Source organism: Propionispira raffinosivorans DSM 20765, from assembly GCF_000381065.1.
Taxonomy (GTDB): domain Bacteria; phylum Bacillota; class Negativicutes; order Selenomonadales; family Selenomonadaceae; genus Propionispira; species Propionispira raffinosivorans.
In genome coordinates, this window is record NZ_KB905842.1 from 164,181 (window position 1) to 189,760 (window position 25,580).

Sequence of the window (25,580 nt, forward strand, 5' to 3'; positions counted from 1 at the left end):
AGGAGTGGATGGAAATGAAAGAATATAATAATGCAATCGTAGAAATAGAAAATGGAACAGCAGTCGTGACCCTGAACCGGCCGCAAGCTTTGAATGCTTTGAATGATGAGTTAATGTCAGAAATTAATGATATCTTTACAGATTTAAATCAAGATAACAGCGTAAAGGTTATTATTCTTACTGGTGCTGGTGAAAAATCTTTTGTTGCTGGTGCAGATATTAAAGAAATGAAAGATTTAAATGCGGATGAGGGAAGACGCTGGGCGGAAAAAGGTGAAACGACTTTCTTAAAAATAGAACAGTGTGAAAAGCCAGTGATTGCAGCAATTAATGGTTTTGCCCTTGGCGGCGGCTGTGAAATTGCAATGGCTTGTGATATTCGAATTGCCGCAGAAAATGCAAAATTTGGGCAGCCTGAGGTTGGATTGGGTATTATCCCTGGCTTTGGTGGAACACAGCGCATGAGCCGTTTAGTTGGGCGTGGTATGGCGAAATATCTTATTTATACAGCCAATATGATTAAAGCAGATGAAGCGTATAGAATCGGTTTAGTACAAAAAGTAGTTCCTTTGGCAAGTTTATTAGAAGAAGCTAAAAGTTTAGCGCAGACAATTATAAAAAAGAGTCAGACGGCAGTTTGTTTTGCTAAGGATGCAATTAATCGTGGTGCAGAAATGTCTATGGCAAATGCTATGGCCTATGAAGCTTATATTTTTGGTATGTGTTTTGGCGGTGAGGATCAAACGGAAGGTATGAACGCTTTTGTTACTAAAGCAAAACCAAATTTTACAGGAAAATTTTAAAAGAAAAAGTGCTGTTGCAGCCATTGAAAACAGTATTTTCTGATAATCGTGGCCAAGCAAAGCCAGAGGAGTTGAATCACATGGATATAGTTGCCTGTTATAAATGGGTATTAGATGAACAAGATATAAAAATTGTCCCGGGAAGTCTTTTATTGGATACGAGTCGGGCTAAAGGGAAAATCAGTGACTATGACAAAAATGTCATTGAAGAAGCTGTACTTCAGGCAGAGAAAGATGATACTGTCACGGTAACAGCACTTACTTTTGGTAATGCGAAAGCAAAACAGTCCTTAAAGGATGCTTTATCGCGTGGTCCGGTAAAAGGATATTGGGTGAATGATGTAGCAGCCGATATTGCAGATGGATTTGTAACAGCAAATGTACTGACTGCAGCACTCAAAAAAATAGGGACATATGATTTAATTCTATTTGGTGAAGGATCTTCTGATGCATATGGTCAGCAGGTTGGCCCGCGTGTTGCCGCTTTATTGGGAATCCCGGTAGTTACGTTTGTAACGAAATTAGAAATTTCAGAGGGGAAGGTTATGGCTACGCGGAAAATCGGTGATTGCACAGAAGATGTAACGGTGAATCTTCCGGCAGTTATTACCCTGTTGCCAGAAGTATGCAAACCTCGTATTCCAGGATTGAAGCAAGTTTTAGGTGCTTCAAAAAAACCTGTTCAAGAATTTAAATTAGTCGATTTAGATCTTGCTGCAGAGAATACACTCCCTAAAAATAAAATAAAATCAATTCAGGGATATGCTATGGATCGTAAAAATGAAATTTATACCGATGGTACGGTTGATGAAAAAGTAAATACATTAATAGCAAGTCTTACAAAAGAAGGCCTGTTATAGGGGGTGGAAGTATGAATGGGATTTTTGTATATTCAGAAGATATAGCCGTGACAAAGCAATTGTTGAATATTGGGCGCAGTCTGGCGGATGTATTGCAGGTAAATGTAACGGCATTGGCTTTGAATGAAACGGAAACGGATACAGCGGGTTTGATCGCATGCGGTGCAGAAAAAGTTATTGCATTGAGTGGCAGCAATCCATGGGTGGAAAGTTATGCCGAATCCATTGCCGAATGTATTGCAAAAGAAAATCCGTTGCTTGTACTGATTGGCGGTACAATGCGGGGTAAGGATGTTGCAGCAAGGATTGCTGCCTGGCATAGCCATGGTTTGGTAAACAGCGCCATGTCGATTGAGGTCGTTGAGCGTAAGCTGGAAACAAAACGAATGCTGTATGGCGGGTTGGCTGTTTGCACGGAAGAACTCAGTGAAGGCTGTATCGTTACCATTGATCCACGGACTTATGAGGAAGCTGCAGCAGATCCGCTGCGGAGCGGTGATGTGGTTGCCTGTACAGCACAGTCCAATGATGCAGTGCTTGTTGGTGGTGTTTGCCCTATTGTTCGAGAACGAGCAGATTTGGCAAATGCTGAAAAAATAATTTGTGTAGGCCGTGGGCTTAGTTCACAATCCGATATGAAACTAGTGGAAGACCTTGCAGAAAAAATTGGCGCAGAAATTGGCTGCTCACGGAGCATCGCCGAAGATTATCATTGGTTACCGACTGAATCTTATATTGGCCTTTCTGGGCAAAAGGTAAAGCCTCAATTGTATTTGTCTATCGGTATATCGGGGCAGGTACAGCATATTGTCGGTGCACGTGATGCAAGAATTATTGTTGCAATTGATAAAAATGAAAAAGCACCAATTTTTTCTGCAGCTGATTATGGTATTGTCGGTGATTTATATGAAATTGTACCAAAGCTTATTGAAAAATTGGGGAAATAAGTTAGTGACCGGGGAGATGTGAAAAATGGAAGATGAAAAATTTGATGTTATTATCGTTGGCGCCGGTCCGGCAGGGAGTGCCTGTGCATATATTCTGGCTCGTGAGGGCAAGTCGGTTTTAATGATTGAACGCGGTGATACAGCTGGTAGTAAAAATGTCACGGGTGGTCGTCTGTATACGTATGCTTTGGAATTAGTTGAATCTAATTTGTATAAAGAGGCCGTATTAGAACGTGCTGTTGTGCGAGAACAAATTATGATGCTCTCTGATAAAACGGGTCTTACAATGGATTATTTCGCCGGGACAAATATGGAAGAACGCATGCCGCAGTCTTACACGATTTTACGGGCACCATTTGATGAATGGTTTGCTGGCAAGGCCGAAGAACAAGGAGCAATGATTGCGGCTGGTATCTTGGTAGATGAACTGATCGAAAAAGATGGTAAAATTGTTGGCGTAAAAGCTGGTGGTGACGAAATGTATGCGGATCTTGTCATAGCAGCCGATGGTGTTAATTCGTCTATGGCAAGGCAGGCTGGGTTGAAGAAGGAATGGAATGGACATGAGGTCGGTATTGGGGTAAAAGAAGTCATCGAATTAGATCCGGAAACAATACAACAGCGGTTTAATGTTGAACCGGATGAAGGCGTTGCACGAGCCATTCTTGGTGGCACAGATTCTGTAATGGGCGGGGGCTGTTTGTATACAAATAAGGACACTATTTCATTGGGGGTTGTCTTAAGCCCGGCATCTCTTGCGGCACAAGAACGTTCTATTGCTGATATATATCAAGATTTTAAGATGCATCCTGCCATTTATCCATTGATTAAAGATGGAACAACAGTAGAATATAGTGCTCACCTTGTACCGGAAAACGGATGGAACAGTGTGCCAGAAAAATTATACCGTGATGGCTTTTTGATGGTGGGGGATGCTGCTGGATTTGTCATAAATACCGGGACAATGATACGAGGCATTGATTTGGCTATTGTTAGTGGTGTAGCAGCAGCTCGTGCTGTTTTGAAAGCTGCTGCACCAGCAGATGTCGGGCAGCTTTATATGAAAGAATTAAATGAGTTGCAGCTCATTTCAACTATGCAGTTATTTGCTGGCTGGCCGCAAATTACGGGGCTGCCTCGTATGTCTTCTGTGTATCCGGATTTGGCCAACGAAATGATAGGGTCATTGTTTTATGTTGATGGTAAACTTCCCAAACGCATGGATAAATCAATGCTGCAGATTTTGAGAAAACATGTTGGCATTGGCCAGGTTTTGGCGGATGCATGGAAGGGGTTTAAGGCACTATGACAGTACAAAAGCAAGGAACAGATGAACTATTAGGTTTGGATAAATTTACGGTAGATGAAGAAAATGCGCATATTGTGCTGGATAAAACGGCTTGTGCTGTTTGCAATGATAAACCTTGTCTGGTCGTTTGCCCAGCCGGGCTTTACAAATTAAATGATAAAGGTGAAGTCCTTTTTGATTACGCGGGATGCCTCGAATGCGGCACGTGCAGAATCATGTGCCATCAGCTTAAACAATGGAAATATCCAGCAGGGACTTTTGGCGTATCATTTCGATTTGGTTGATTCAAAAATAGTACAAAGATTTAGTGTAGTGTCTGCGTTATATTGTTACAATAGATATATTGATTTTGTAGGGTGGATGCTGCACTAGAAAAAAATTCGATACCATTCAATTATAATAATATGTTTCAATAATAGTAACAGAATTTTCAGCTAATGGTAACAAACAGAAAGATAGGGAGATGGATTTTGTATGAGCAGTCATGATCTAAATCAATCAGGCAAAAAAAAGATAACAGACTATTTTACGGAATTTGCGGAGCGCTGGGTTCCGGATTCGTATGTTATTGCTCTTGTTTTAAGTGTTGTAGCCTTTGGACTTGCGGCGATTTTTACACCAAATAATCCATATCAAATCGTACAGGCATGGGGAAAAGGGTTCTGGACACTACTAGAATTTTCGATGCAAATGTCGTTAATTGTTATTACGGGATATGCTTTGGCGACAACACCTCTTTGTAAAAATTTAATTGCTGGTGTTTGTAATAAGCCGAGCACAGCACCGCAGTTTTATGTGTGGGCAGTTATTATTTCTTCCATTGGTTATTATCTTAATTGGGGGTTTGGCTTGGTTTTTGCAGCACTCATTACAAAAGAATTAGCCAGACAGGCAGCCAAGAAAGGGATTTTAGTTGATTATCGTTGTTTATGCGGCGCCAGCTGGACAGCATTTTATATTTGGCATATGGGACTTTCCGGGTCGGCACCGCTGTTGGTTGCTACTGCAAATCATTTTATGGTGAAAGAAATTGGCATTATTCCAATCACACAAACCATTTTTCATCCATATACTTTAATTTTACTTGGTATTTCCGTGCTGGCAATTGTCATATTATTTTGGAAAGTGTTGCTGCCAACCGACGCTGGCAAAATTAAAACGTTTGCGGATTTAAGGCCTGATTTGGCAATTGATGAAAAGGTTGAAGTCGTTCAAAATAAAAAAATAACCACACCAAGTGAATGGTTTACCTATACACCATGGTTTTCTTATATTATTGGTATCATGTTTTTAGTATATCTGTATTATCATTTTGTTGAACTGGGCAAATCGCTTGATATTAATGTGCTGAATTTTATCTTTTTGATGTTAATTATCTTTTTGTACAAAAAACCAGCTGATTTAATTAAAGCAATTAAGGCCTCTACATCGGCATCGTGGGGCGTTATTTTACAGTTTCCATTTTATGCTGGTATATTTGGTATTATGAAATACACTGGCTTGGTGGATACTCTTTCACAATGGGTTATCAGTTTTAGCACAGAGTTCACTTTTCCCGCAATTGCGGCAGTACTGACGGCAGGAATCGGATATTTTATCCCGTCTGGTGGAAGTAAATGGGTTATAGAGGCACCATTTCTTATTCCGGCAGGTCAGGCATTAGGGGTTCCGGATGCAAAAACAATTATAGCGTATATGTTTGGTGGAGATTTAGTGGCATTAATTCAACCGTTTTTCGCAGTACCATTTATGGCCGTAGCGGGGCTTGAATTTAAAGATTTTGTTGGCTATTCATTTGTTGCATTTATTGTTTTGGGCATTATCATGGTTTTAGGGTTAACTTTTATCCCATTTGCACTATAAAGAAAATAAAAAGATAAAGGAAAGAGGTCATTTTATGAAAACGGAAGATATTAAAAATATTTGTAACTTAGGAACGGGAACTATGGGATTTGGTACAGCGCTGCTATTTGCTAAAAAGGGGTATACTGTGCGGATGTTTGGACGCTCTGACGCGAGTATTGAGCGAGGCTTTCACAGTATAAAAGCTACATTGGAAACATATAAAGAAAATCAATTGGTAACAGAAGAAGAAATACCAGAGATTTTAGGCAGAATTAAAGGTTGTACAACCATCGAAGAAGCAGTCCAAAATGCGGATTTTGTTATAGAATCGATTGCCGAGGATTTGGCTATAAAAAGAGAAGTATGGAAAAAAGTTGAAAGCTTAAGCGGTCCTGATACCATTTTTGCAACAAATACCTCAGGACTCAGTCCAACTGAGATTGCGGAAGCATTAACAAGAAAAGATAAATTTGTCGTTGCTCATTTCTGGAATCCACCCCATCTGGTACCGTTGGTGGAAATTGTACCTGGGAAATATACTTCACAAGAAACGGTGGATGTGACCTGGAAATTAATTGAGAAAATTGGCAAGAAACCAGTAGCATTAAAACGCGAAGCACTTGGCTTTATTGGCAATCGTTTGCAGCTCGCCTTACTGCGTGAAGCCTTATACATTGTTGAATCAGGGATTGCAACACAAGAAGCCGTTGATACGGCTGTAAAATATAGCATTGGTCGCCGCCTGTCAACAACGGGACCATTGGAAACAGCAGATCTGGGTGGGTTGGATATTTTTCATAATATAGCAGCTTATTTGTACGCTGATTTATGCGATGTAAAAGAACCTTCTGAACTATTAAAGAAAGCAATGAAGGAAGGAAATCTTGGAGCAAAAACCGGTACGGGACTTTATGACTGGACGCCGGACGGGTTGCAAAAAATCAAGAAGACTCGAGAAAATATTTTAATTGAATGGTTACAAAAAGATAAAATCATGACGTTCTGATTTTAGAATGTACAATCACTTTTCGTAGAAAGACAGTATGTCATATCCTTGGTAGTTGAGGGGTGATGTACTGTCTTTTAATATATCAAGAAAATTTAGAGTCGGTGGAATTTCAAATGGGATTTGAGGGGGTTATTTTTATGCCAGAAAATATACTGGAAAGAGTATTAACAAGAGAATTAGCACGGCAAATTGATGGAATTTTAAGTAACTATCAATATGATGCATCGCATTTGATCGGAATTTTATTGGATATACAGCAAATTATACCTAAACATTATATTCCAGAAGAAATAGCTTATTATTTAGCACAAAAACTTAATGTAAAAATTACCAATATTTACGATTGTATCACTTTTTATAGCTCAATCTATAGTAAAGCCAGAGCCGAGTACCCCTTGCAAATTTGTAATAGCATTGTTTGTAAAGTGAAAAAAGAGGAACGGTTAGCGATGGATCTGAAAAAAATTTTAAAGGTAGAAATCGATCAAGCAACTGCAGATGGTAAATTTATTATTGAAATGGTACCTTGTTTTGGTGCCTGCGATGTGGCTCCAGCGGTCAAGGTAAATGGAAAAGTATATGGTAATTTAAACAATGAAGAAAAAATAAAAGCAATGCTTCAAGAACTTGTGTGAGGAGATAAAATGATGACAATGGCAGTTAAGTTTATGACGAAAAATTTTGGCCGTTATGATATCCGTTCGCTTGCTTCTTATATGGAAATTGGTGGATTAACAGCCTTAAAAAAAGCGATTCAGATGCCAGGCGATGATATAGCAGCATTGCTTACCGCAGCAGGCATTAAAGGACGGGGTGGAGCCGCGTATCCAATGGGAAAAAAATGGCTGCAGGCAAGAGCTGTAAAAGCGGCAGAAAAAGTGATCATTTGTAATGCCGATGAAGGGGAACCTTGTACATTTAAAGATAGAACTCTTATTCAAAATGATCCTTTCAATTTGTTGGAAGGTATGATTATTGCTGGATATGTCATTGAGGCACAACATGGTTATATTTATTTGCGTGAAGAATACAGTTATTTGAAATCTATCTTGTTAAACGCGATCGAGCAGCTTACGGAAAAAAACTTTTTGGGAAAGAATATTCTTGGTAAAAAAGGCTTTGATTATGAATTACATCTTTGCAGTGGTGCCGGGGCATATGTATGTGGTGAAGGGACGGCGCTGATTGAATCTATAGAAGGTAAAAGCGGCAGGCCTAGAATGAAACCACCTTATATAAAACAGTGTGGTTTGTATAATCATCCGACATGTGTACAAAATGTTGAGAGCTTATCACTTGTTGCAGCTATTGTGAATGATGAAAATAACATATATCAGACGTATGGAACGAAAGGAGAAAAAAATTCCATTGGAACGAAACTGATTAGTGTTGCCGGGAATGTAAAGCAGCCGGGCGTTTTCGAAATTCCTTTTGGAATAACAATAAGAGATATTATTTATGGACTTGCCGGGGGGCTGGAAGATCAGCCAATTAGGCTTATACAATTTGGCGGAGCATCCGGTAAAGTTGCTAGTAAAGATATACTTGATACACCATATTCTTATGAACATTTGATAAAGGCTGGTGTGGGGATAGGATCAGGAGCTATCTTAGTTGTCGATGAAAGTACAAGTGTAATTGATTTTTTAATTACAACACAGGCATTTTTCAGTCATGAAAGCTGTGGACAATGTGCTCCCTGCCGTGAAGGCAATCGACAGATTCGGTTATTGCTGCAAAAGATTAAAGATGGAGTACATACGCAGGCAGATATCGAAAAACTTAACTCAATTGCAGATATTATGACAGTATCTTCTTTGTGTGGACTGGGACAGGCATCGCAAAATGCTCTTAAAACAGCTATGAAAGTATTTCCTGATGAATTTAAAATCATGGAACGAGGTGTGGAAATTGGCTAAAATCAATGTGAAAATTAATGGAGTTTTGATTGAAGTTGAATCAGGGACCCGAATTATTGAAGCGGCAAAAAGTTTAAATATAGAAATTCCTCATCTATGTTATCATCCGGACCAAAGAATCAAAGCATTATGTCGTATTTGTTCGGTTGAAGTTGTTGGCAGTAAAAAAATGTCAGCGGCCTGTTCAACTTATGTATGGGATGGGATGGAAATTCTAACGAACACCAAGAAAGTGTATGATACACAAAAAGGTATTCTGGAAATGATTTTGGCCAATCATAAACAGGACTGTTTGTCTTGTTCAAGAAATGGAAATTGTGAACTTCAGAATCTTTGTATGCGGTTTGGAATTCAAAGGCAGACACTGGATAAAACGGTAAATCCTGTTTATTTAGATGATAATCCATGTATTGAACGTAATATGGATAAATGTGTAAAGTGTGGCCGCTGTGATAAGATTTGTCGCGACGTGCAGGGGGTAAGTGCTATAACCTGGGCCGGACGATCTGAAACATTTACGTTTACAACCGCCTATAACAAGTCCTTGATGGATACGGATTGTGTGCTTTGCGGTCAATGTACGACGGTATGTCCTGTCGGTGCTATTGTAGAAAAAGATAATACGCAAACAGTTCGGGAAGCCATACAAGATTCGGGGAAACATGTTATTGTTCAAGTAGCACCTGCTGTTAGAGTGGCTCTTGGCGATATTTTTGAGTTGGAGAAAGGAACTGTTGTAACTGGCAAAATGGTGACCGCTTTGAAGCAGCTTGGTTTTGATAAAGTGTTTGATACCGTATTTGCTGCCGATGTGACTATTATGGAAGAAGGGAATGAGCTATTGGATAGAATTCGTAATAATGGAATATTGCCAATGATTACTTCTTGCAGTCCAGGCTGGGTAAATTATATGGAAAAACATTATAGTGATCAGATTGATCATTTGTCTACAGCAAAATCTCCGCAGCAAATCTTTGGTGCAATCGCAAAATCTTATTACGCTGACAAAAGCAATATGAATAAAAAGAACATTATAACGGTATCTGTTATGCCTTGCGTTACAAAAAAATTTGAGGCGGCGAGACCCGAGATGGCAAACGATGGGGTACGAGACGTGGATATTGTTATTACGACGCGGGAACTTGCAAAAATGATTCAGTATGCTGGAATAGATTTTGTCGCTTTAGAAGAGTCTGAATTTGATAGTCCGTTGGGAGAAGGAACTGGTGCGGGTGTTATTTTTGGGACAACAGGGGGAGTCACGGAAGCTGCTGTCAGGACCGTATATGAAGTGGTAATGGAAGATGAACTTGAAAAACTCGAATTTAAAGATGCAAGGGGTTTGCAAGGAATTAAAGAGGCTGAAGTTGATTTAAAGGGTAGAAAATTGAAAATCGCAGTAGCACATGGACTTGCTAATGCCCAAAAAATTATGGAACAAATTAAAGCGGGAACGAGTCCATACACGTTTATTGAAATTATGGCTTGTCCAGGCGGGTGTATAGGTGGAGGTGGCCAACCGCTTAACACAACAATTGACGGCAAGAAAATGCGTATGGATGCAATTTATGAAATTGATTGTAGTAAGAAGATTAGAAAATCGCATGAAAATCCAGAAGTGCAAAAACTATATCGAGAGTTTTTGGGGAAACCCCTTAGTGAGAAATCACATGAGTTGTTGCATACACATTATCATAAAGCGAATAAAAGGTATGATTTTTCTTATTTAGATGAATCATAAAAATTTAAAATAAGGAGGCCGCTGGGATTTATATGAGAAGTATTCAATCTATTTTTATTATATTAATGATTACAATTTTAGTGGTTACGGCCGGTACCTTAACAACGATCAACTATATCAAAACGGAAACTGTTTTGGTTGATGGCATAGAACAACATTTAACGGATACGACCAGAGAAGCAGCAGGAAATGTTGACTGTTGGCTGCAATTGCGTATGTCGGAATTGGAGGGCTTGGCGAATTCTCCAGTCTTGCGTAGTGGTGATGAAAAGGCAATTAATACATATTTGCTGCAGGAAAATCAAAGGCTGCCAATTTATAGTACTTTTTGGGTATCTGATCCAGATGGAAATTGGTATTCGCCAGTCGGCTCATCGGGAAGTATTCAAGAGAGAGCTTATTATAAACAGGTTTTAACAACGAAAAAAACTGTAATTTCTGAGCCTTTGATTGGGAAGGCAGATGGAAAAATGGCAGTTGTTGTTGCTGTTCCGGTGATTAAAGATGGACAGTTAGTAGCGATTTTGGGCGGTAATGTAAAAATGGATGAATTGATGCAATTGATTTCTTCCATTAAAATTGGGCAGTCGGGGTTTGCTACATTGTATCAATTAGATGGTACTGTTTTAGTGGATCGAGATTCGAAAAAAAATTTGCAGTATAATCCATTACAGGAGGCAGACAGCCCCTTGTCTGGAGTTGTAAAAAAACTAAAAAATGCACAATCAGGTATTGAGGAGATTGTGGAAAATGGAGAAGCTGAATATGTGTCTTATGCCCCGTTGAAGAATGTAAACTGGGCAATTACAGCAACAGCTTTCGTCCATGAATTTAAGAATCCGCTGATAGCCATTCGCTTATGGTCCATTATTTCTGCTATTATTCTTGTTGTTTTAGCAGCATTGGCGGTATTGTTCTTTACAAGACGTCTTATCAAGCCTTTAAAACAGTTGCAGGTGGCGGCTGAAAAATTGTCGAATGGTGATTGTACAACGGTTATAGATATACAAGAGAAAAATGAAATTGGCAAATTGGCAGAGTCGTTTAAAATAATGATGCAGAATATTCAAGGTTTGGTTGGACATATCAAACAATCCGCCTTACAAGTAGCTTCATCATCTGAACAGTTAACTTCTAGTGTAGGACAATCGGCTGAGGCAGCTAACCAAGTTACTCTTGTTATTGCAGAGGTTGCCAAAGGAGCAGACATACAGGTCAAGGCTGTGGATACAGCAACTCTTATTGTAGAAAAAATGTCTGGAAATATTCAACAGGCAATTGATGGTGCAGCTAGTGTAGTTCATGTTACCAGCAAAACATCTCAGGCTGCCGAAACGGGGAATAAAGCGCTGCAATCTGCCTCAGATCAGATGAAAAATATTGAAATTGCAATTGAAAAAGTAGCTGAAGTTGTTGGGAAATTGGGTGAACGTTCCAAGGAGATTGGACAAATAGTGAGTGCTATTTCAGGAATTGCCGGGCAAACTAATTTATTGGCACTTAACGCTGCGATTGAGGCTGCTCGAGCTGGTGATCAGGGACGTGGTTTTGCGGTGGTGGCAGAAGAAGTGCGCAAACTAGCCGAACAATCGGAGGGGTCGGCCAAAAAAATTGCGACTCTTATTGGTGAAATTCAGTCTGATACAGAATGTGCGGTCATTTCTATGGATGCGGGAACTCATGAAGTAATCTGTGGTACAGAAGTTGTCACTTCAGCTGGCTTGACCTTTAAAGAGATTGCTGAATTGGTTAAACAAGCAGAGTCCGAAGCTCATGGTATTTCAGCTGTAATTGGGCAGGTGTCGGTTGACAGTAAAAATTTGGTTTCTGATATTGAGTCAATAAATCATATTAGCGGAGAAACATCAGGACAAACGCAGACTGTTTTAGCATCAACGGAAGAACAATCTGCTGGTATGCAAGAAATTGCATCATCTAGTCAGGCTTTAGCTCAGATGGCTGAGGAATTACAGCATGCGGTTAGTAAGTTTAAAATCTGATTCAAGAAAAACTTATTTATATAGGATAAAAATACAATTGGACTGCAGAAATTTTCTGCAGTCCGATTAGTTTATAAGGAACATTATATGATGGATTGAACTTTTGAAATTGAGGTCATGACTTCGTCAGTAAGTCGGTTTTGCTTGATATATCAGGAGTAAACCCGGTTTACTCATTTTCGCTCTTTTTTATAGCGTCAAGATAGCTGTAAACCGTAACCTTGGATATATTTAATTTTTCAGCAACTTTTTCTATTGCTCCTTTGATTAGAAAAACACCTTTTTTGTCCATAAATTGAATCAATTCAATTTTATCTTTTCGTTTTAAAGTTGTTACAGAGCTATTGCCAATCATTTTATTTATAAGATCTTCTACGATTTCGATAACGTTATCAAAGGGTTCTACAGTGGCTTCGATTTTTTCTTGCTGTGTGTCCATAAATTCATCTAATAATATTTTCATATCGTTTAATGGGCTTAAATCGTAATTTACACACAAAGCACCTATTACTTCACCCTTAGCATCGCGAAGAAGTGCCGTGGACGATTTGATTTTTTTCCCAGCAATGGTCGTAGTTCTGTAATTTGCGGTACAATCGTTCTCAAAATTTTTGGAGAGCAAAACGTCTTTTATTAAATGTTCAAATGGTTGTCCGACCTGACGTCCCGTGACGTGGTTATTAACGGTATATACCACTGAATTTTGAGGAATTGATAAATCATGGAGTACTACTTCACAATTTTTGCCGAAGGTTTGCGCTATTAAATTTGCGATGGGTATGTAGGTTTCTAATGCCTTATTTTTACTAGTCACTTAAATTTTAACTCCTTTTGTATAAAAAAATCTACAAACACCTTGAATTTGTATAATTTTTTATATATAATATAGAAAAGAGGTAGAATATACTATTTATTATATATTTTTTTATATGATAGTCAAATATTTTACTTTGAAAATTTATATGTTAGCAAAATGAAAGGTTACATATTATGGAAAAAATTATACCCAGATATGCTTCTGAAAACAAAGGACATTATACCCCGGGAATTATTTCAAATGGAATGCTGTATATTTCGGGACAACTATCCATTGATCCTGATACACACAAAGTGGCAAATGGCGGAATAGAAGAACACGCAAGGCTTGCTTTGGCAAATCTTGATCATATTTTAAATGAATCGAATTGTTGTCGCACGGATGTTGTCCAGTGCAGAGTCTATATTTCGGATATTGAAAAATGGGATGCGGTAAATCGTGTTTATACGGAATTTTTTAGGGAACACAAACCAGCTCGAATCGTTGTACCTGTAGGGCGGCTTCATTTCGGCTGTCTTGTGGAAATTGAGGCTATTGCTGAGGTGAATAATAAATGAAATATATTTGTTCGAAATGTGGAAAATCGATATCGGTAACAACTAGAAAGGCAATGTGCGATTGTGGTGGTCTTTGGAAGCTTGATTATAAACCGCCGAAGTTTGATCTGTCTTTGATTGATCGTGATACGTGGAGTCTTTTTCGTTATCGAGCATTTATGCCAATTTATGACGAATATTGGCGTGAAGTTACTTTAGGAGAAGGTATGACACCTGTAATAGAGTTTGATGAGGACGTTCTATTGAAAATGGAGTATTACATGCCAACTTTATCTTTTAAAGATAGAGGGGCAGCTGTATTGATGGCTCATTGTAAATCGATTGGAGTAGATTCTGTTGTACAAGACAGCAGTGGGAATGCTGGAAATAGTGTAGCGGCTTATTGTGCAAAAACGGGTATTGCTTGTGAGATTTTTGTTCCTGAAGGAACATCACAAAAAAAGATTCATATGATTGAATCTCATAAGGCTCGGGTGAATATTGTCCCGGGGTCGAGAGATCACTGTGCCGATGTCTGTCGGGCGAAAGTAGAATCAGAAGGAATGTATTATGCAAACCATGTTTATAATCCATTCTTCTATCAAGGAACAAAAACTTATATTTATGAAGTTTTTGAACAGTTGCATCGAATACCCCAAAACATTTTTGTTCCGTTAGGTAACGGAACCTTGTTTATTGGTATTGTAAAGGCGTTGGAGGAACTTATGGATAGTGGGATTATTGAAAAATTTCCTAATATTATTGCAGTTCAAAGTGAGTGTTGTGATCCTTTTGCGAAGGCTGTACGTATTGGGTCAAAACATCCAGCTATAGTAACTCCTTCACCGACAATGGCGGAGGGGATTGCAATCGGCGTACCGATGCGCGGTGATGAAATATTGGAATATATCTATAAGTATCATATAAAAATAATTACAGCTCCTGAAAATCACATTATGGAAGCTAGAATGGCACTGGCGGCGAAAGGGATTTACTGTGAACATACGACAGCTGCCACGTATGCAGCATATATGAAATATTGTGAGTTAAATGGCAAAACAACGGATTGTTTGCTTCCTATGTGTGGCGCTGGTCTTAAATCAGATCATTAATGGCAGTAAAAAACTATATAAATAATGAATTAAAAACAACTTTCTATGATAAAATTATAGGAAGTTGTTTTTTTATTATGTCATGTCCGTCGCGGTTATATTTAGGTAGAGGTCGATCATTTGTGATTTGAACAGAAGACGATGATTTTTGTAGTATACTCATAGAGGATTTGGATTAGAAGAGGTGTATAAATATGGAGTCAATTTTATTTGTTGCTCCGTTTAAAGAAATAGCGGATGTTGCGAAACGTGTTATTTTAGAAATGGAACTATCAATACCAGTTATTATTGCCAACAATGAAACAGCGTTGCCAGCCATCAAGAAATTTCCCAACGTATCTGTATTAATAAGCCGTGGCGGGACGGCGGCTGATTTGAAAGTTTTACCAGAGAAAACAATCGTTGAAATTAATACATCGTTTACGGATATTTTACTGATTATCGAAAAGGCTTTGTGTAAAGGCTATAAACGTATTGCAATCGTAACGAAGGATAATATTATTGACAATGTAGAAACAGATTTTAGCTTTTTGGGTGTAAAGATACAAGTACGACCGTGTAGGAGTGATAGAGAAATAGCCAAACGGGTAATGTTTTTAGAAAAAGAGGGCATTGATTATATTATTGGCTGTAAACGAGCTGTTGAAGCGGCAGTTGCCTGTGGTGTTGATCATGCTTATATTGAATCAGGGGAAATATCCATACGCAAGGCGATTAAGGAAGCACAAAATATCGTTTATTCAAAAGGCATTGCCACACTTCAACTGGAAAGAATGAACGCCATTATTAATAATATTCAGGAAGGGGTTGTGATTCTGGATCGTGAACAAAAACCGATTTTTTCGAATCGGATTGCCAACGAAATATTAAATACTGAAAATGATTTTGACTGGCGGCAGGATATATTGAGAAAAATAGAAGGCGTTCATAAGGAGAAGATAGTTGAAATCGGTGACAATCAAATTTTATTAAAAAGTATTTCGCTGGAGGTATATAATCAATATAAAAATGATGTATGGATCTTTCAAGAAATAAGCCGTATCGAAAAAAACGAACGAAAAATAAGACTGTCGATGTATAACAAGGGTTTTTATGCAAAATGGCATTTCGCAGATATTATAACGCGTTCTCCGGTTATGAAACAGGTTGTAATGACGGCACAAAAATTTGCGGCAGTAAAGTCGAATGTCTTGATTTATGGTGATACGGGAACCGGCAAGGAGGGACTGGCTCAAAGCATACATAATGCGAGTCAGCGAGCTCAGGAACCATTTATATCCGTGAATTGTGCATCCTTGCCGCCTAATTTGATTGAAAGTGAATTGTTTGGCTATGCGGAAGGTGCTTTTACAGGAGCGCGTAAATCAGGAAAGCGTGGTCTTTTTGAACTAGCCCATAAGGGGACAATATTCCTCGATGAAATTGGTGAAATGCCACTAGCGGTTCAGAGCCGGTTACTGCGTGTCTTACAAGAACGTGAGATTATGCGCATTGGTGATGACAAAATTGTGCCGCTTGATATTCGTGTTATTTGTGCAACGAATAAAGATTTATTAAAATTATCTCAAGCGGGAAAATTCCGTTTTGATTTATATTATAGGATTAATGTATTAAAGTTACAGCTGCCTTCATTGAAAGAACGACAGGAAGATATTATGCCGATTTTTAATTATTATCTAAGAAAATATCATACCGATGAAAATGATTTTCCCAAGCTGGATGCAAAAAGTGAAAAAATTTTAATGGAATATAGTTGGCCGGGAAATATTCGTGAGTTAAAAAATGTTGCAGAGGTTTTGGCTTTTGAAAGTGGAGTTATTGATGCCAGACAGGCGGCATCAATTTTAGAACCCATTGTAGAATCCGAAGGGTTAGACATTCATTTATCGACCAATCTATCTCTCAAAGAGATGGAACGTGAAATTATTCGACATTTATTAAAAACACATACAGCAGAAGAGGTGTGTGCAAAAATGGGAATTAGTCGTGTAACTTTATGGAGAAAAACAAAATAGTTTCAAAAATGAAATACAAGTAATTCATTTTTGAAACTATTTACTTGAGTTGTGAGAAAAATCAAAATAAAATTCTTGTAAAAAAACCTGCTCGAAAATTTTTTTGAGCAGGTTTTTATCGTGAAATACCTAGGTTTAGGCATTGTATATTCAGAAAATAATGAATACACAGTGAAAGTTGGCACTGTTATTGCTTTAGTTTATAGTGTGATAATTTTTGCGAATGAAATTTAGCATACATAGGAACTCATTCATGTTATAAATTACGGTACATAAGATTTGAATCAGAAATAGTTACTTGTTTCTGAATATACTGTGTTTTGTATGTAGATGACTTGTGCGTAATTTTTATCACAATAAATTAAAAAAAGAGAGGGCTTGTTGAAATGAAAAGCATAATAATTAATCAACCTGGTCGTGTAGAAATCCATGAAGTAGAAAAACCAGTACCCAAAGAAGGTGAAGCGTTATTGAAGGTTTTGTATGGCGGGATTTGTGGCAGCGATCTTGGGACTTATCGAGGTACTTTTGCATATGCTTCTTATCCAAGAATTCCCGGACATGAATTTTCAGCAGAGATTATGGAAATAGGCGCAAATCATCAGGGACTAAAAAAAGGAATGATTGTAACCTGTAATCCATATTTTAATTGTGGAAAATGTTATTCTTGTGAACGCGGGCTCGTGAATTGCTGTACAAGTAATGAGACACTAGGGGCACAAAGGGATGGGGCTTTTTCTGAATATATAACGATGCCGATTGAACGTATCTATGATGGGAAAGGGCTTCCGGCTAAAACGTTGGCTTTGATTGAACCGTTTTGTATAAGTTATCATGGTGTTAGCCGTGCCAATGTGCAAAAGGGGAATCGAGTTTTGGTAATTGGTGCTGGTACCATTGGCGTATTGGCGGCTGTCTCTGCCCGAGCTTTGGGGGCAAAGGTTTATATAGCAGATGTTGCGAAAGGAAAAATGGAATATGCAGTAAATACGTTTGAACTGGCAGGTGGAATCTTAAACGATAGTGCAGAAAATTTTACGAAGAAAATAGCAGAGTGTACAGAAGGTAAGGGCTTTGATGTTACAATTGAAGCCGTTGGCTTACCGTCAACATTTCAAAATTGTATTGATGCTGTAGCTTTTGGTGGTAAAGTTATCCAAATTGGTGTTGGTAAGAAAAATCTTGATTTTGATTTTACTTTATTGCAGAAAAAAGAATTAAATGTTTTTGGTTCTAGAAATGCATTAAAAAAAGATTTTCTTGCTTTGATTGATTTAGTAAAAAGCGGGAAAGTTGATTTAGAAAAAATAATTACCAATACCTATAAAATGGAAGATGCGGCAAAGGCTTTTGACGACTTTGATAAAAATGCTGCATCAATGCTAAAAGTGGTCTTGAAATTTTAGTTAAAATAAAGGATTTTAAAAGTTTAACTATAGTATTTTTAAGGAGTGTTATGAAATGGAAATTGCAAAATCACAAAAAATGACAAAAGCTAGGTATGTTGTTGCCATCTTTATGCTAGGTGCAATTGCAATAAATTATTTAGACCGTACTGTTATGTCCGCAGCTACGCCGACAATGATGAAGGAATTGCATATAAGTTCAACTGAGATGGGCTGGATCATGTCCATGTTCTTCCTAAGTTATGCTTTATTTCAAATTCCGACGGGCTGGCTGGCCGACCGCTTTGGACAACGTATTTGTTTGGCAGTAGCAGTTGTGTGGTGGTCTATAGCAACAGCTGCGACGGCTGGAGCAAAAACAATAAGTGGACTTATAAGTGCGAGGCTATTCATGGGGATGGGGGAAGCCGGTGTATATCCCTGCAACGCTGGTATTACAGCAAAATGGTTTCCTGACAATGAACGCGGTAAAGTGACGGCTTTGTTTGATAGCGGTAGTCGATTTGGCACAGCATTTGCTATGCCATTCGTTGCTTGGATGGTAGCCATGTATGGCTGGCAGTTCCCGTTTGTTGTTTGTGGTGCTTTGGGAATTGTTTGGGCAGTTGCTTGGCTCGCATATTATAATGACCCAGAAAGACACAAATTTATCAATGAACTTGAATTGAGGTACATCCGTGATAATCAAATGAAAAAAGAGGGTATTGATAAAACGCAACCAATGAAATGGTATGAATTATTGAAATATCGTAATGTAAAAGCTATGTGTCTTGGATTTTTCTGTCTGAATTATGCAGTGTACTTTTTCATTACATGGTTTCCAACCTATTTAGTAAATGATCGTGGTATGCAATTGACGACAATGGGCTGGATGGCTATGCTGCCACCATTATGTGGAATCGTGGTCCAATGGTTTGGCGGCTGGTTTACGGACTATACGTATAAAAAAACAGGCAATCTAACAAAAGCTAGAAAAATAAATCTTGTTATTGGGATGCTTTTTGCGACGTCGGTTACATTTGCTGGTTTTGTGGAATCTAATACGGTAGCTATGGTTTTATTATGTATATCATATTCAGGTTTGGCTTTTGCCGGATCCGCACTATGGTCACTTCCTGGTGATGTTGCACCGCGTAATATGACTTCTGTTTTGGGTGGAATTCAAAATTGTGCATCTAATATAGGCGGGTTTCTTGGTCCGATTATTACAGGATATCTCATCAGTACCAGCGGCAATTTTGGCACGGCACTTGCTGTTTCCGGTGCAGCTTGTCTCGTTGGAGCTTTCACTTATGCTTTTTATTTAACTGAATTAAAAGCAATTGAAGTGGATGCTTGAGGCAGTAGCGGATGTGCTATTGTTAGCGAGGTGAAACTTTTTTTCCTCGGTTGGAAACCGAAGAAAAAGTATATAGCGCAAGAGCTGACCAGATAAAGATAAATGCCATTATGTGGGCTGTTGATAGTGTTTCACGATAAAGAAAGACACCGACCAGGAGTGATAGAGTTGGCGAAATATATTGAAGTATACCTAACATGGATAAGGAAACAGTTTTCGCACTCTTTGTAAATAATAAAAGCGGTAGAGCGGTTACTGCACCGCTGCCCATTAATAGCAAACTTGTTGAAATGGATTCAGTGAATTGCAATTGCGTTTGCACCATCAAATGACTTAAATATAAGAATGCAAATGGGGCAATTGACATTGTTTCTATGGCTAGTCCCATTGTCGAATCTGTTTTAATAACCTTCTTTACTAAACCGTAAAATGCAAAGGTGAGAGCCAAACTAAGCGACAACCAAGGAACCCCGCCGTAATGAAACGTTAAGATGAATACACCAATTCCGGCTAATAAAAATGCAAAGGTTTGTGTTTTGTTTAATCGTTCTTTTAATAGAATTATACCCAATAATATACTGGTAAGGGGTGTAATATATTGTCCAAGGCTGGCTTCTAATATCCTTCCATGGATCACTGCCCACATAAAAATACCCCAGTTTGCACTAATTAATATTGAAGCAATACAAAGTAATAGCAATAGTCTTGGTTTGCCAAGGATCTCTTTTATGAAACTAATAAAAATACACCATTTTTTCATGATAAGTAGAATTCCAAGCATAAAAACAAAAGACCAAAAAATTCTCTGTGCTAAAATTTCTTCTGAAGATACGTGCTGGATTAGTTTCCAATAAATTGGTGTAAGACCCCACATAAGATAAGAAAGTACTGCATAGAGAATACATTTTTTTTCACTACTCAATTTCATATGAGCCTTCTTTCTGAAATGAGATTACCTGATTAGTTTTACAGGTCACCAGTCGTTTCCACGGATGAGGAAGGTCTGGTGAAAGGCTTTGCTCATTATACTAGACTTTTGGCAGATCATCAAATCTTAAACTGGTCATACTGCCAGAGTATAAAGAATTTCTCATAACAAAAAGACCAATATTTTAGTTGAAAAAACTGACTCCCATAAGTTAGACCTAAATCTAATTTATGGGGGTCAGTTTTTTCATGGAAAATGTAATATGATTTTTTGTCAGTGTTCCAGTATTTTGCAACAACAGAACTATTTTTTTCTAGCCGGGCACTTTGTATGATCGCTAAACCATAAACATTTTTTGCAGCCAAAGCACTTATTCACAGGTTCATGCTGTAGTACATGGTTTGCAAACGCAGCATCGGTAAGCATTCCTCTGCCGATACCGACAAAATCTACATACTTATTATCAATTAAAAATCGAACCTGTTTTTCTGTACGAATTTCATTTACAGCAATTACGGGAATATTTACTTCTTTTTTGATTTTACAGCCACTATAAGTTATAGGACTGCATTCAAATTTATCAGGAACGGGGTTCACAGGAGGCTCCATTGCATAAGATATATTTAACATGTCTATTCCAGCTTTTTCAAATAGCTGAGCTACTTCGATGCCGTTGCGGCTATCAGGCTGGTATTCACCCATTCGGACGGAGACTATAAAGCTGCTATGGGTATTTTCCCGAATATCGGGAAGAATTTCGGTTAAAATATTTGCTCTGTTTTTTGCATTGCCGCCAAATTCATCGGAGCGACGATTCAATGATGCATCTAAAAATTTACAAAGGGTATAACCATGTACAAAATGATATTCCACGCCATTAAAGCCCATATTACAGGCATTTATTGCAGCTTGTTTCATTTCAGACTGAATCGCATGAATTTGAGTAATTGTCAGCAAATTGATGTCCATTTCATTATAGATAGCAAGCTGCATCATCGCAACGGCACCATAGGCGTGGACATTGCTGGCAATTTTCGTTAATGTTTCCATGTTATCAGGAGACCACATTTTTGTTAAGGTTGAAGCACCAAAAATATCGGTTGCCTGCACGATAATAAGACCAGCACCACCTTTTGCTCTTTCTGTATAATGCTCTATATGCTGGTTACCGTAATATGAACCATTATCTCCATGAAAAGAAAAAGTAACCATAGGAACCATTACAATGCGGTTTTTAAACGAAATATTACGAATGGTGATTGGTGCTTGTAATGTTGTCATTTTTAATGCCCTCCCATCCAGAAAAGTCATCATAAAATACAGTTTGATCAATAGCATTGCGCTGGGCGTGCAATTTACTTGGAGCGGCATCATCCGCAGGGTAACCCATTACTAGTAAAGCAACTGGCTCGAACTGGTCTGGAATCGCATAGGATTTTTTGATTTTCTGTGGGTCAAAATGCATTACCCAGGTGCTTCCAATGCCAATGTCCGTGGCTTCCAGTATCATTTGTGTTGCTACAATACTGGCATCAATATCACCGCTGTTTTTATGATCAAAACTTCGCTCAGCACTAGTTGTTTTGTCATAACAAACAAGTAGTGCCAGGGGGGCATGGAAATGATAAGGGGTACATTCTTGTAACTTTTTCAGTCCGGCTTCGTTTTGAATGACAAGGATACGTTGTGGTTGAAAATTTACAGCAGTCGGGGCTAATTGTCCGGCTTTCAGAATAAGGTCAAGTTTTTCTTTTTCAACTAATGTGCTTTTGAACTTACGTACGGAAAATCTTTTCTCGGCCAGTGTTATAAAATTCATTTTCGTCCTCTTTTCTCTTTACAAATATTTTATGAGTTGTTACACTGAGTATAAAGAGATAAGAACAAAAGTACAAGTACGCACATTTTTGTGCCTTAAAAGTTGGAGGTTAGTATGGTTAAAAAATCGAATGAGGTCAATTCCGTGCATGTTCATAAGTGTGCTGTAATGCATGCTCTGGAAATTATTGGAGGAAAATGGAGACTGCCGATTATATGGGAACTTTCTGCACAGAAAAGTATGAGATATAATGAACTCAAACGTCATTTAAATGGTATTACAAATATTATGCTTACCCGTGCTTTGCAAGGGTTGGAGGAACATCATCTTGTAAATAGGATTGCCCACAATCAAATTCCTCCTCATGTAGAATATTCATTGACGGAAAGCTGCAGAGAAATACTTCCGGCATTGGAGATTATCAATCAGTGGGGGAAAAGGCAAATGCTAAATGATTCTTGTGAGGAAAAATCGGTGAATTATTCACAAAAAGTCATTACGATGCAAGCCGAATAAAGTATCTATGAATAAAACTCTAGGTCTTTCAACTAAATTGGTCACAAAAAAAGCATCGACTGTGAAGCCGATGCTTTTTTTGTGACCAATTTAGAGCTTTTTCTAAATATTGTAAATTTTTACTGTGGGAATGAAGTTATTATAATTAATTCAACATGTTTTTTTAAATTATCTGCATCAATAGAAGCCATTCCGTCATCCGTGACTAAATAATCTATATTTTTCCAAGAGGTGTATTCCACTAAAGCTGTAGAGCGTGATTTGTTACTGTCTGCTAAAACTACGGCTAGTTTAGAGTTATCAATCATTGTTTGCTTAACATTAGCATCGGAAAAATCTATAGAAGTCGGTCCATTATGTTCTTTAAAGCCACTGGAGCCTAAAAAAGCTATATCAACTTTAATTTTACTTAGAAAATTAGTAGCACCGAAGCCTTCTAAAGCCATGGTGGTATTGTTTAACTGCCCACCGCTCATGTGTATTATGTTTTGGCTATTGGATAAAACGTTGGCAGCACTAAATGAGTTGGTAATAATAGTAAGTCCTTTTTTTAAATACAGGAGTTTGGCCAGACACAGAGTGGTGCTGCCAGCATCAATAAAAATAACAGAATTATTTTTTACAAAAGAAAGGGCTTTATTTGCTATAGCATTTTTTAAATCAAAATTTTCCGTGTTTCTATATTCTAGCGGCTTTTCAATAATCTCTAAAGAGGATAAAGCACCACCACGACTTTTTTTGATGACGCCAATTTTATCCAAATAAATCAAATCTTTTCTAATAGTTTCCGTTGAAACATCAAATTTTTTTGCGACTTCTCCAACTTTGATGCTTCCATTGGAGATAATTAATTCAGCTATGTTATTTCTTCTTTCGGCTGTTATAAGCTTGGGCATAATAAGCACCTCTTAATAATATTATTTGGAGATATCTCCTTGTTTTTTATGAATATGAATGTAAAACGAGTATCATGATACCATATTTTTAGCAATGATCACTAAAGGATTATAATTATTGTAATATTATAATCCTTTTATGTCAAATAATCGCAATGTTTAACAATACAAAAATCAATTTATTGCAATTAAAAACAATAAAATAATATTGACAAAATAATAAAACAATGATAATCTTGCTTTAAAGGCCATTAAAACAATAATATTGTTGTTAAACATTGCGAAAGGAATGGTGGGTTTGAAAAAATATATAGAGGTGTCTCCTTCACTTATATGTGCAGATTTATGCAATTTAGAACAGGAGGTTAATACTTTGCAAAAAGCAGGGATGCGATCCTTACATGTTGATATTATTGATCCACATTTCAGCCCAAGTATGCCGATAGGGCTTTCCAGCGTGGAGCAGCTTAAAGCTAAAAGTAGTATGGACTTTGATGTGCATATCATGTCTACCGATAATGAATTCTTTATTAAAAAACTGGTGAAAATAAAACCAGCTAGTATTATTTTTCATTATGAATCAGGTATTCATGTAGAAAAGATGCTGCAACTTATAAAAGAGGCAGATATCAAAGCCGGAATTGCTCTTAATCCAGCGACTCCGTTGGACGTACTTGAGTACGTTGTTGAAGCTTGTGATTATGTTTTATTAATGTTAATAAACCCGGGCTATGCTGATGGGAAAAATGAGAGGATGGTGCCATATGCTTTAGAAAAAATACATCATTGCAAAGAATTTTTGAAGTGTCATAATTCTAAAGCTAAAATAATTGTTGATGGTCGTGTTTCATTGGAATCAATTCCTAAATTGTTGAACGCGGGTGCGGATGTATTGGTAGCTGGCAGCAAAAGCGTTTTTCGTAAAGAAAATAGTTATGCAGCAAATTATCAGCAGGTGAACGAAATCGTTAATAATTTTTTTAAAGGAGGTAAGAGTGATGAATTATAAAATGGCAGTAAAACTAGTTTTAAGTGAATGTTCATCAGCATTAGATAAAATTAATGAAGACGAAGTCAATAACTTTATGAATATGCTTTTGGAAGCTGATCAAGTTTTTTTTGTAGGAGTGGGCCGCGTAAAACTAGAATTAGAAGCTTTTGCTAAAAGGCTGGCACATCTTGGTATAAAGGTGCATATCGTGGGTGATATTAATGAGCCAGCGATGACATCAAAAGATGTTTTAGTGATAGGATCTGGCAGTGGTGAATCTTTAATTCCAGTAGCTATCGCTAAAAAGGCTAAGCAGATAGGTGGAAAAATCATACACATAGGGTCCAATTCTAAAAGTTCTTTGGCGTCTATTACAGATTTAATGGTACGTATCCCGGTTCAGACAAAACTTTATTTGTCTGATGAAATTGTATCAAAACAGCCAATGTCCAGTTTATTTGAGCAAAGCCTGTTTTTATTTGGTGATGTGGTAGCAGTGATGATTATCGATAAAAAAAATATTGAGTTGAAAAAGTTATGGAATTATCACGCTAATCTGGAGTAAGAGTAGCACTCATTAATAGATAGTCGTGATACTTCAAGCAACCTTATGCATTAATATATTAAAAAATCAGAATTATTAAATTATAATAATCTGCTCAAAGCTAAATTTTTTAATGTAATGCAAAAAATACTTTTGACTTTAAATTTCTTATTGGTATTACTATTAATTGATTTGTCAGTTAATCATTATTTTTTTTATTATATAGAA

At 37.6% G+C, this 25,580-nt stretch carries 24 protein-coding genes; 19 read left to right on the top strand and 5 right to left on the bottom strand.

Annotated elements, in window-relative coordinates; all coding sequences use genetic code 11:
• Positions 1–14 precede the first annotated feature (14 nt).
• The 11 genes from F606_RS0104775 (at position 15) to F606_RS0104825 (ending at position 12,433) form a co-directional block, all read left to right on the top strand.
• Positions 15–803: an enoyl-CoA hydratase-related protein gene (locus F606_RS0104775; protein ID WP_019552737.1), complete on the top strand. Its 789-nt coding sequence runs from the start codon at positions 15–17 to the stop codon at positions 801–803.
• 80 nt (positions 804–883) lie between these two features.
• Positions 884–1,663, top strand: coding sequence for an electron transfer flavoprotein subunit beta/FixA family protein (locus F606_RS0104780; protein WP_019552738.1), 780 nt, complete (start codon positions 884–886; stop codon positions 1,661–1,663).
• Between the two features lie 11 nt (positions 1,664–1,674).
• Complete coding sequence (locus F606_RS0104785) at positions 1,675–2,610, top strand: electron transfer flavoprotein subunit alpha/FixB family protein (protein ID WP_019552739.1); 936 nt, start codon at positions 1,675–1,677, stop codon at positions 2,608–2,610.
• 25 nt (positions 2,611–2,635) lie between these two features.
• The gene (locus F606_RS0104790) at positions 2,636–3,919 is read left to right on the top strand and encodes an FAD-dependent oxidoreductase (protein WP_019552740.1); all 1,284 of its coding nucleotides are present in this window, start codon (positions 2,636–2,638) and stop codon (positions 3,917–3,919) included.
• Entirely contained in the window at positions 3,916–4,203 is a 288-nt protein-coding gene (locus F606_RS0104795) for a ferredoxin family protein (RefSeq protein WP_019552741.1), read from the top strand. Before F606_RS0104790 ends, F606_RS0104795 begins: the two co-directional genes overlap by 4 nt.
• Positions 4,204–4,393: 190 nt before the next feature.
• Entirely contained in the window at positions 4,394–5,782 is a 1,389-nt protein-coding gene (locus tag F606_RS0104800; protein WP_019552742.1) for a short-chain fatty acid transporter, read from the top strand.
• Between the two features lie 34 nt (positions 5,783–5,816).
• Positions 5,817–6,770: a 3-hydroxyacyl-CoA dehydrogenase family protein gene (locus tag F606_RS0104805; protein ID WP_019552743.1), complete on the top strand. Its 954-nt coding sequence runs from the start codon at positions 5,817–5,819 to the stop codon at positions 6,768–6,770.
• A gap of 140 nt (positions 6,771–6,910) precedes the next feature.
• On the top strand, positions 6,911–7,408 hold the full coding sequence (locus F606_RS0104810; protein WP_019552744.1) for an NADH-quinone oxidoreductase subunit NuoE family protein: 498 nt from the start codon (positions 6,911–6,913) through the stop codon (positions 7,406–7,408).
• Positions 7,409–7,420: 12 nt separating this feature from the next.
• Positions 7,421–8,692, top strand: a complete 1,272-nt coding sequence (locus F606_RS0104815) for a complex I 51 kDa subunit family protein (protein ID WP_019552745.1) — start codon at positions 7,421–7,423, stop codon at positions 8,690–8,692.
• Complete coding sequence (locus tag F606_RS0104820; protein WP_051083318.1) at positions 8,652–10,433, top strand: NADH-dependent [FeFe] hydrogenase, group A6; 1,782 nt, start codon at positions 8,652–8,654, stop codon at positions 10,431–10,433. Before F606_RS0104815 ends, F606_RS0104820 begins: the two co-directional genes overlap by 41 nt.
• 32 nt (positions 10,434–10,465) lie before the next feature.
• Positions 10,466–12,433 (top strand): methyl-accepting chemotaxis protein, encoded by a 1,968-nt coding sequence (locus F606_RS0104825; protein ID WP_019552747.1) that lies wholly within the window; start codon positions 10,466–10,468, stop codon positions 12,431–12,433.
• Between the two features lie 169 nt (positions 12,434–12,602).
• Here F606_RS0104825 and F606_RS0104830 read toward each other — a convergent pair whose 3' ends face one another.
• Complete coding sequence (locus tag F606_RS0104830) at positions 12,603–13,247, bottom strand: helix-turn-helix transcriptional regulator (protein ID WP_019552748.1); 645 nt, start codon at positions 13,245–13,247, stop codon at positions 12,603–12,605.
• 176 nt (positions 13,248–13,423) lie between these two features.
• On the opposite strand from F606_RS0104830, the gene F606_RS0104835 reads away from it, so the two are divergent.
• From F606_RS0104835 to F606_RS0104860, 5 genes are all read left to right on the top strand, one after another.
• Positions 13,424–13,807 carry a RidA family protein gene (locus F606_RS0104835; protein ID WP_019552749.1) on the top strand — a complete coding sequence of 128 codons (384 nt, stop codon included), beginning with the start codon at positions 13,424–13,426 and terminating at the stop codon, positions 13,805–13,807.
• A complete protein-coding gene (locus tag F606_RS0104840; protein ID WP_019552750.1) occupies positions 13,804–14,898 on the top strand; it encodes a threonine synthase in 1,095 nt (364 codons plus the stop codon). Before F606_RS0104835 ends, F606_RS0104840 begins: the two co-directional genes overlap by 4 nt.
• Positions 14,899–15,092: 194 nt before the next feature.
• A complete protein-coding gene (locus F606_RS0104845; protein ID WP_019552751.1) occupies positions 15,093–16,913 on the top strand; it encodes a sigma 54-interacting transcriptional regulator in 1,821 nt (606 codons plus the stop codon).
• Between the two features lie 386 nt (positions 16,914–17,299).
• On the top strand, positions 17,300–18,319 hold the full coding sequence (locus F606_RS0104855) for a zinc-binding alcohol dehydrogenase family protein (RefSeq protein ID WP_019552753.1): 1,020 nt from the start codon (positions 17,300–17,302) through the stop codon (positions 18,317–18,319).
• A gap of 55 nt (positions 18,320–18,374) precedes the next feature.
• The gene (locus F606_RS0104860; RefSeq protein WP_019552754.1) at positions 18,375–19,658 is read left to right on the top strand and encodes an MFS transporter; all 1,284 of its coding nucleotides are present in this window, start codon (positions 18,375–18,377) and stop codon (positions 19,656–19,658) included.
• A gap of 22 nt (positions 19,659–19,680) precedes the next feature.
• On the opposite strand, the gene rarD is transcribed toward F606_RS0104860, so the two are convergent.
• The 3 genes from rarD to F606_RS0104875 form a co-directional block, all read right to left on the bottom strand.
• On the bottom strand, positions 19,681–20,586 hold the full coding sequence (gene rarD / locus F606_RS0104865; protein WP_019552755.1) for an EamA family transporter RarD: 906 nt from the start codon (positions 20,584–20,586) through the stop codon (positions 19,681–19,683).
• 303 nt (positions 20,587–20,889) lie between these two features.
• Positions 20,890–21,867 (bottom strand): NADH:flavin oxidoreductase, encoded by a 978-nt coding sequence (locus F606_RS0104870; RefSeq protein ID WP_019552756.1) that lies wholly within the window; start codon positions 21,865–21,867, stop codon positions 20,890–20,892.
• Positions 21,833–22,405, bottom strand: a complete 573-nt coding sequence (locus F606_RS0104875) for a nitroreductase family protein (RefSeq protein ID WP_019552757.1) — start codon at positions 22,403–22,405, stop codon at positions 21,833–21,835. The genes F606_RS0104870 and F606_RS0104875 overlap by 35 nt, the downstream gene beginning before the upstream one ends.
• A 114-nt stretch (positions 22,406–22,519) precedes the next feature.
• On the opposite strand from F606_RS0104875, the gene F606_RS0104880 reads away from it, so the two are divergent.
• Positions 22,520–22,921, top strand: a complete 402-nt coding sequence (locus F606_RS0104880; protein WP_019552758.1) for a winged helix-turn-helix transcriptional regulator — start codon at positions 22,520–22,522, stop codon at positions 22,919–22,921.
• A 119-nt stretch (positions 22,922–23,040) separates the two neighbouring features.
• On the opposite strand, the gene F606_RS0104885 is transcribed toward F606_RS0104880, so the two are convergent.
• Positions 23,041–23,817, bottom strand: a complete 777-nt coding sequence (locus F606_RS0104885; RefSeq protein ID WP_019552759.1) for a DeoR/GlpR family DNA-binding transcription regulator — start codon at positions 23,815–23,817, stop codon at positions 23,041–23,043.
• A gap of 289 nt (positions 23,818–24,106) precedes the next feature.
• Here F606_RS0104885 and F606_RS20600 point away from each other — a divergent pair, with 289 nt between their 5' ends.
• Positions 24,107–24,826: a ribulose-phosphate 3-epimerase gene (locus F606_RS20600; RefSeq protein WP_033368201.1), complete on the top strand. Its 720-nt coding sequence runs from the start codon at positions 24,107–24,109 to the stop codon at positions 24,824–24,826.
• Complete coding sequence (hxlB, locus tag F606_RS0104895) at positions 24,816–25,373, top strand: 6-phospho-3-hexuloisomerase (RefSeq protein WP_019552761.1); 558 nt, start codon at positions 24,816–24,818, stop codon at positions 25,371–25,373. The genes F606_RS20600 and hxlB overlap by 11 nt, the downstream gene beginning before the upstream one ends.
• The last annotated feature ends 207 nt before the right edge of the window (positions 25,374–25,580 follow it).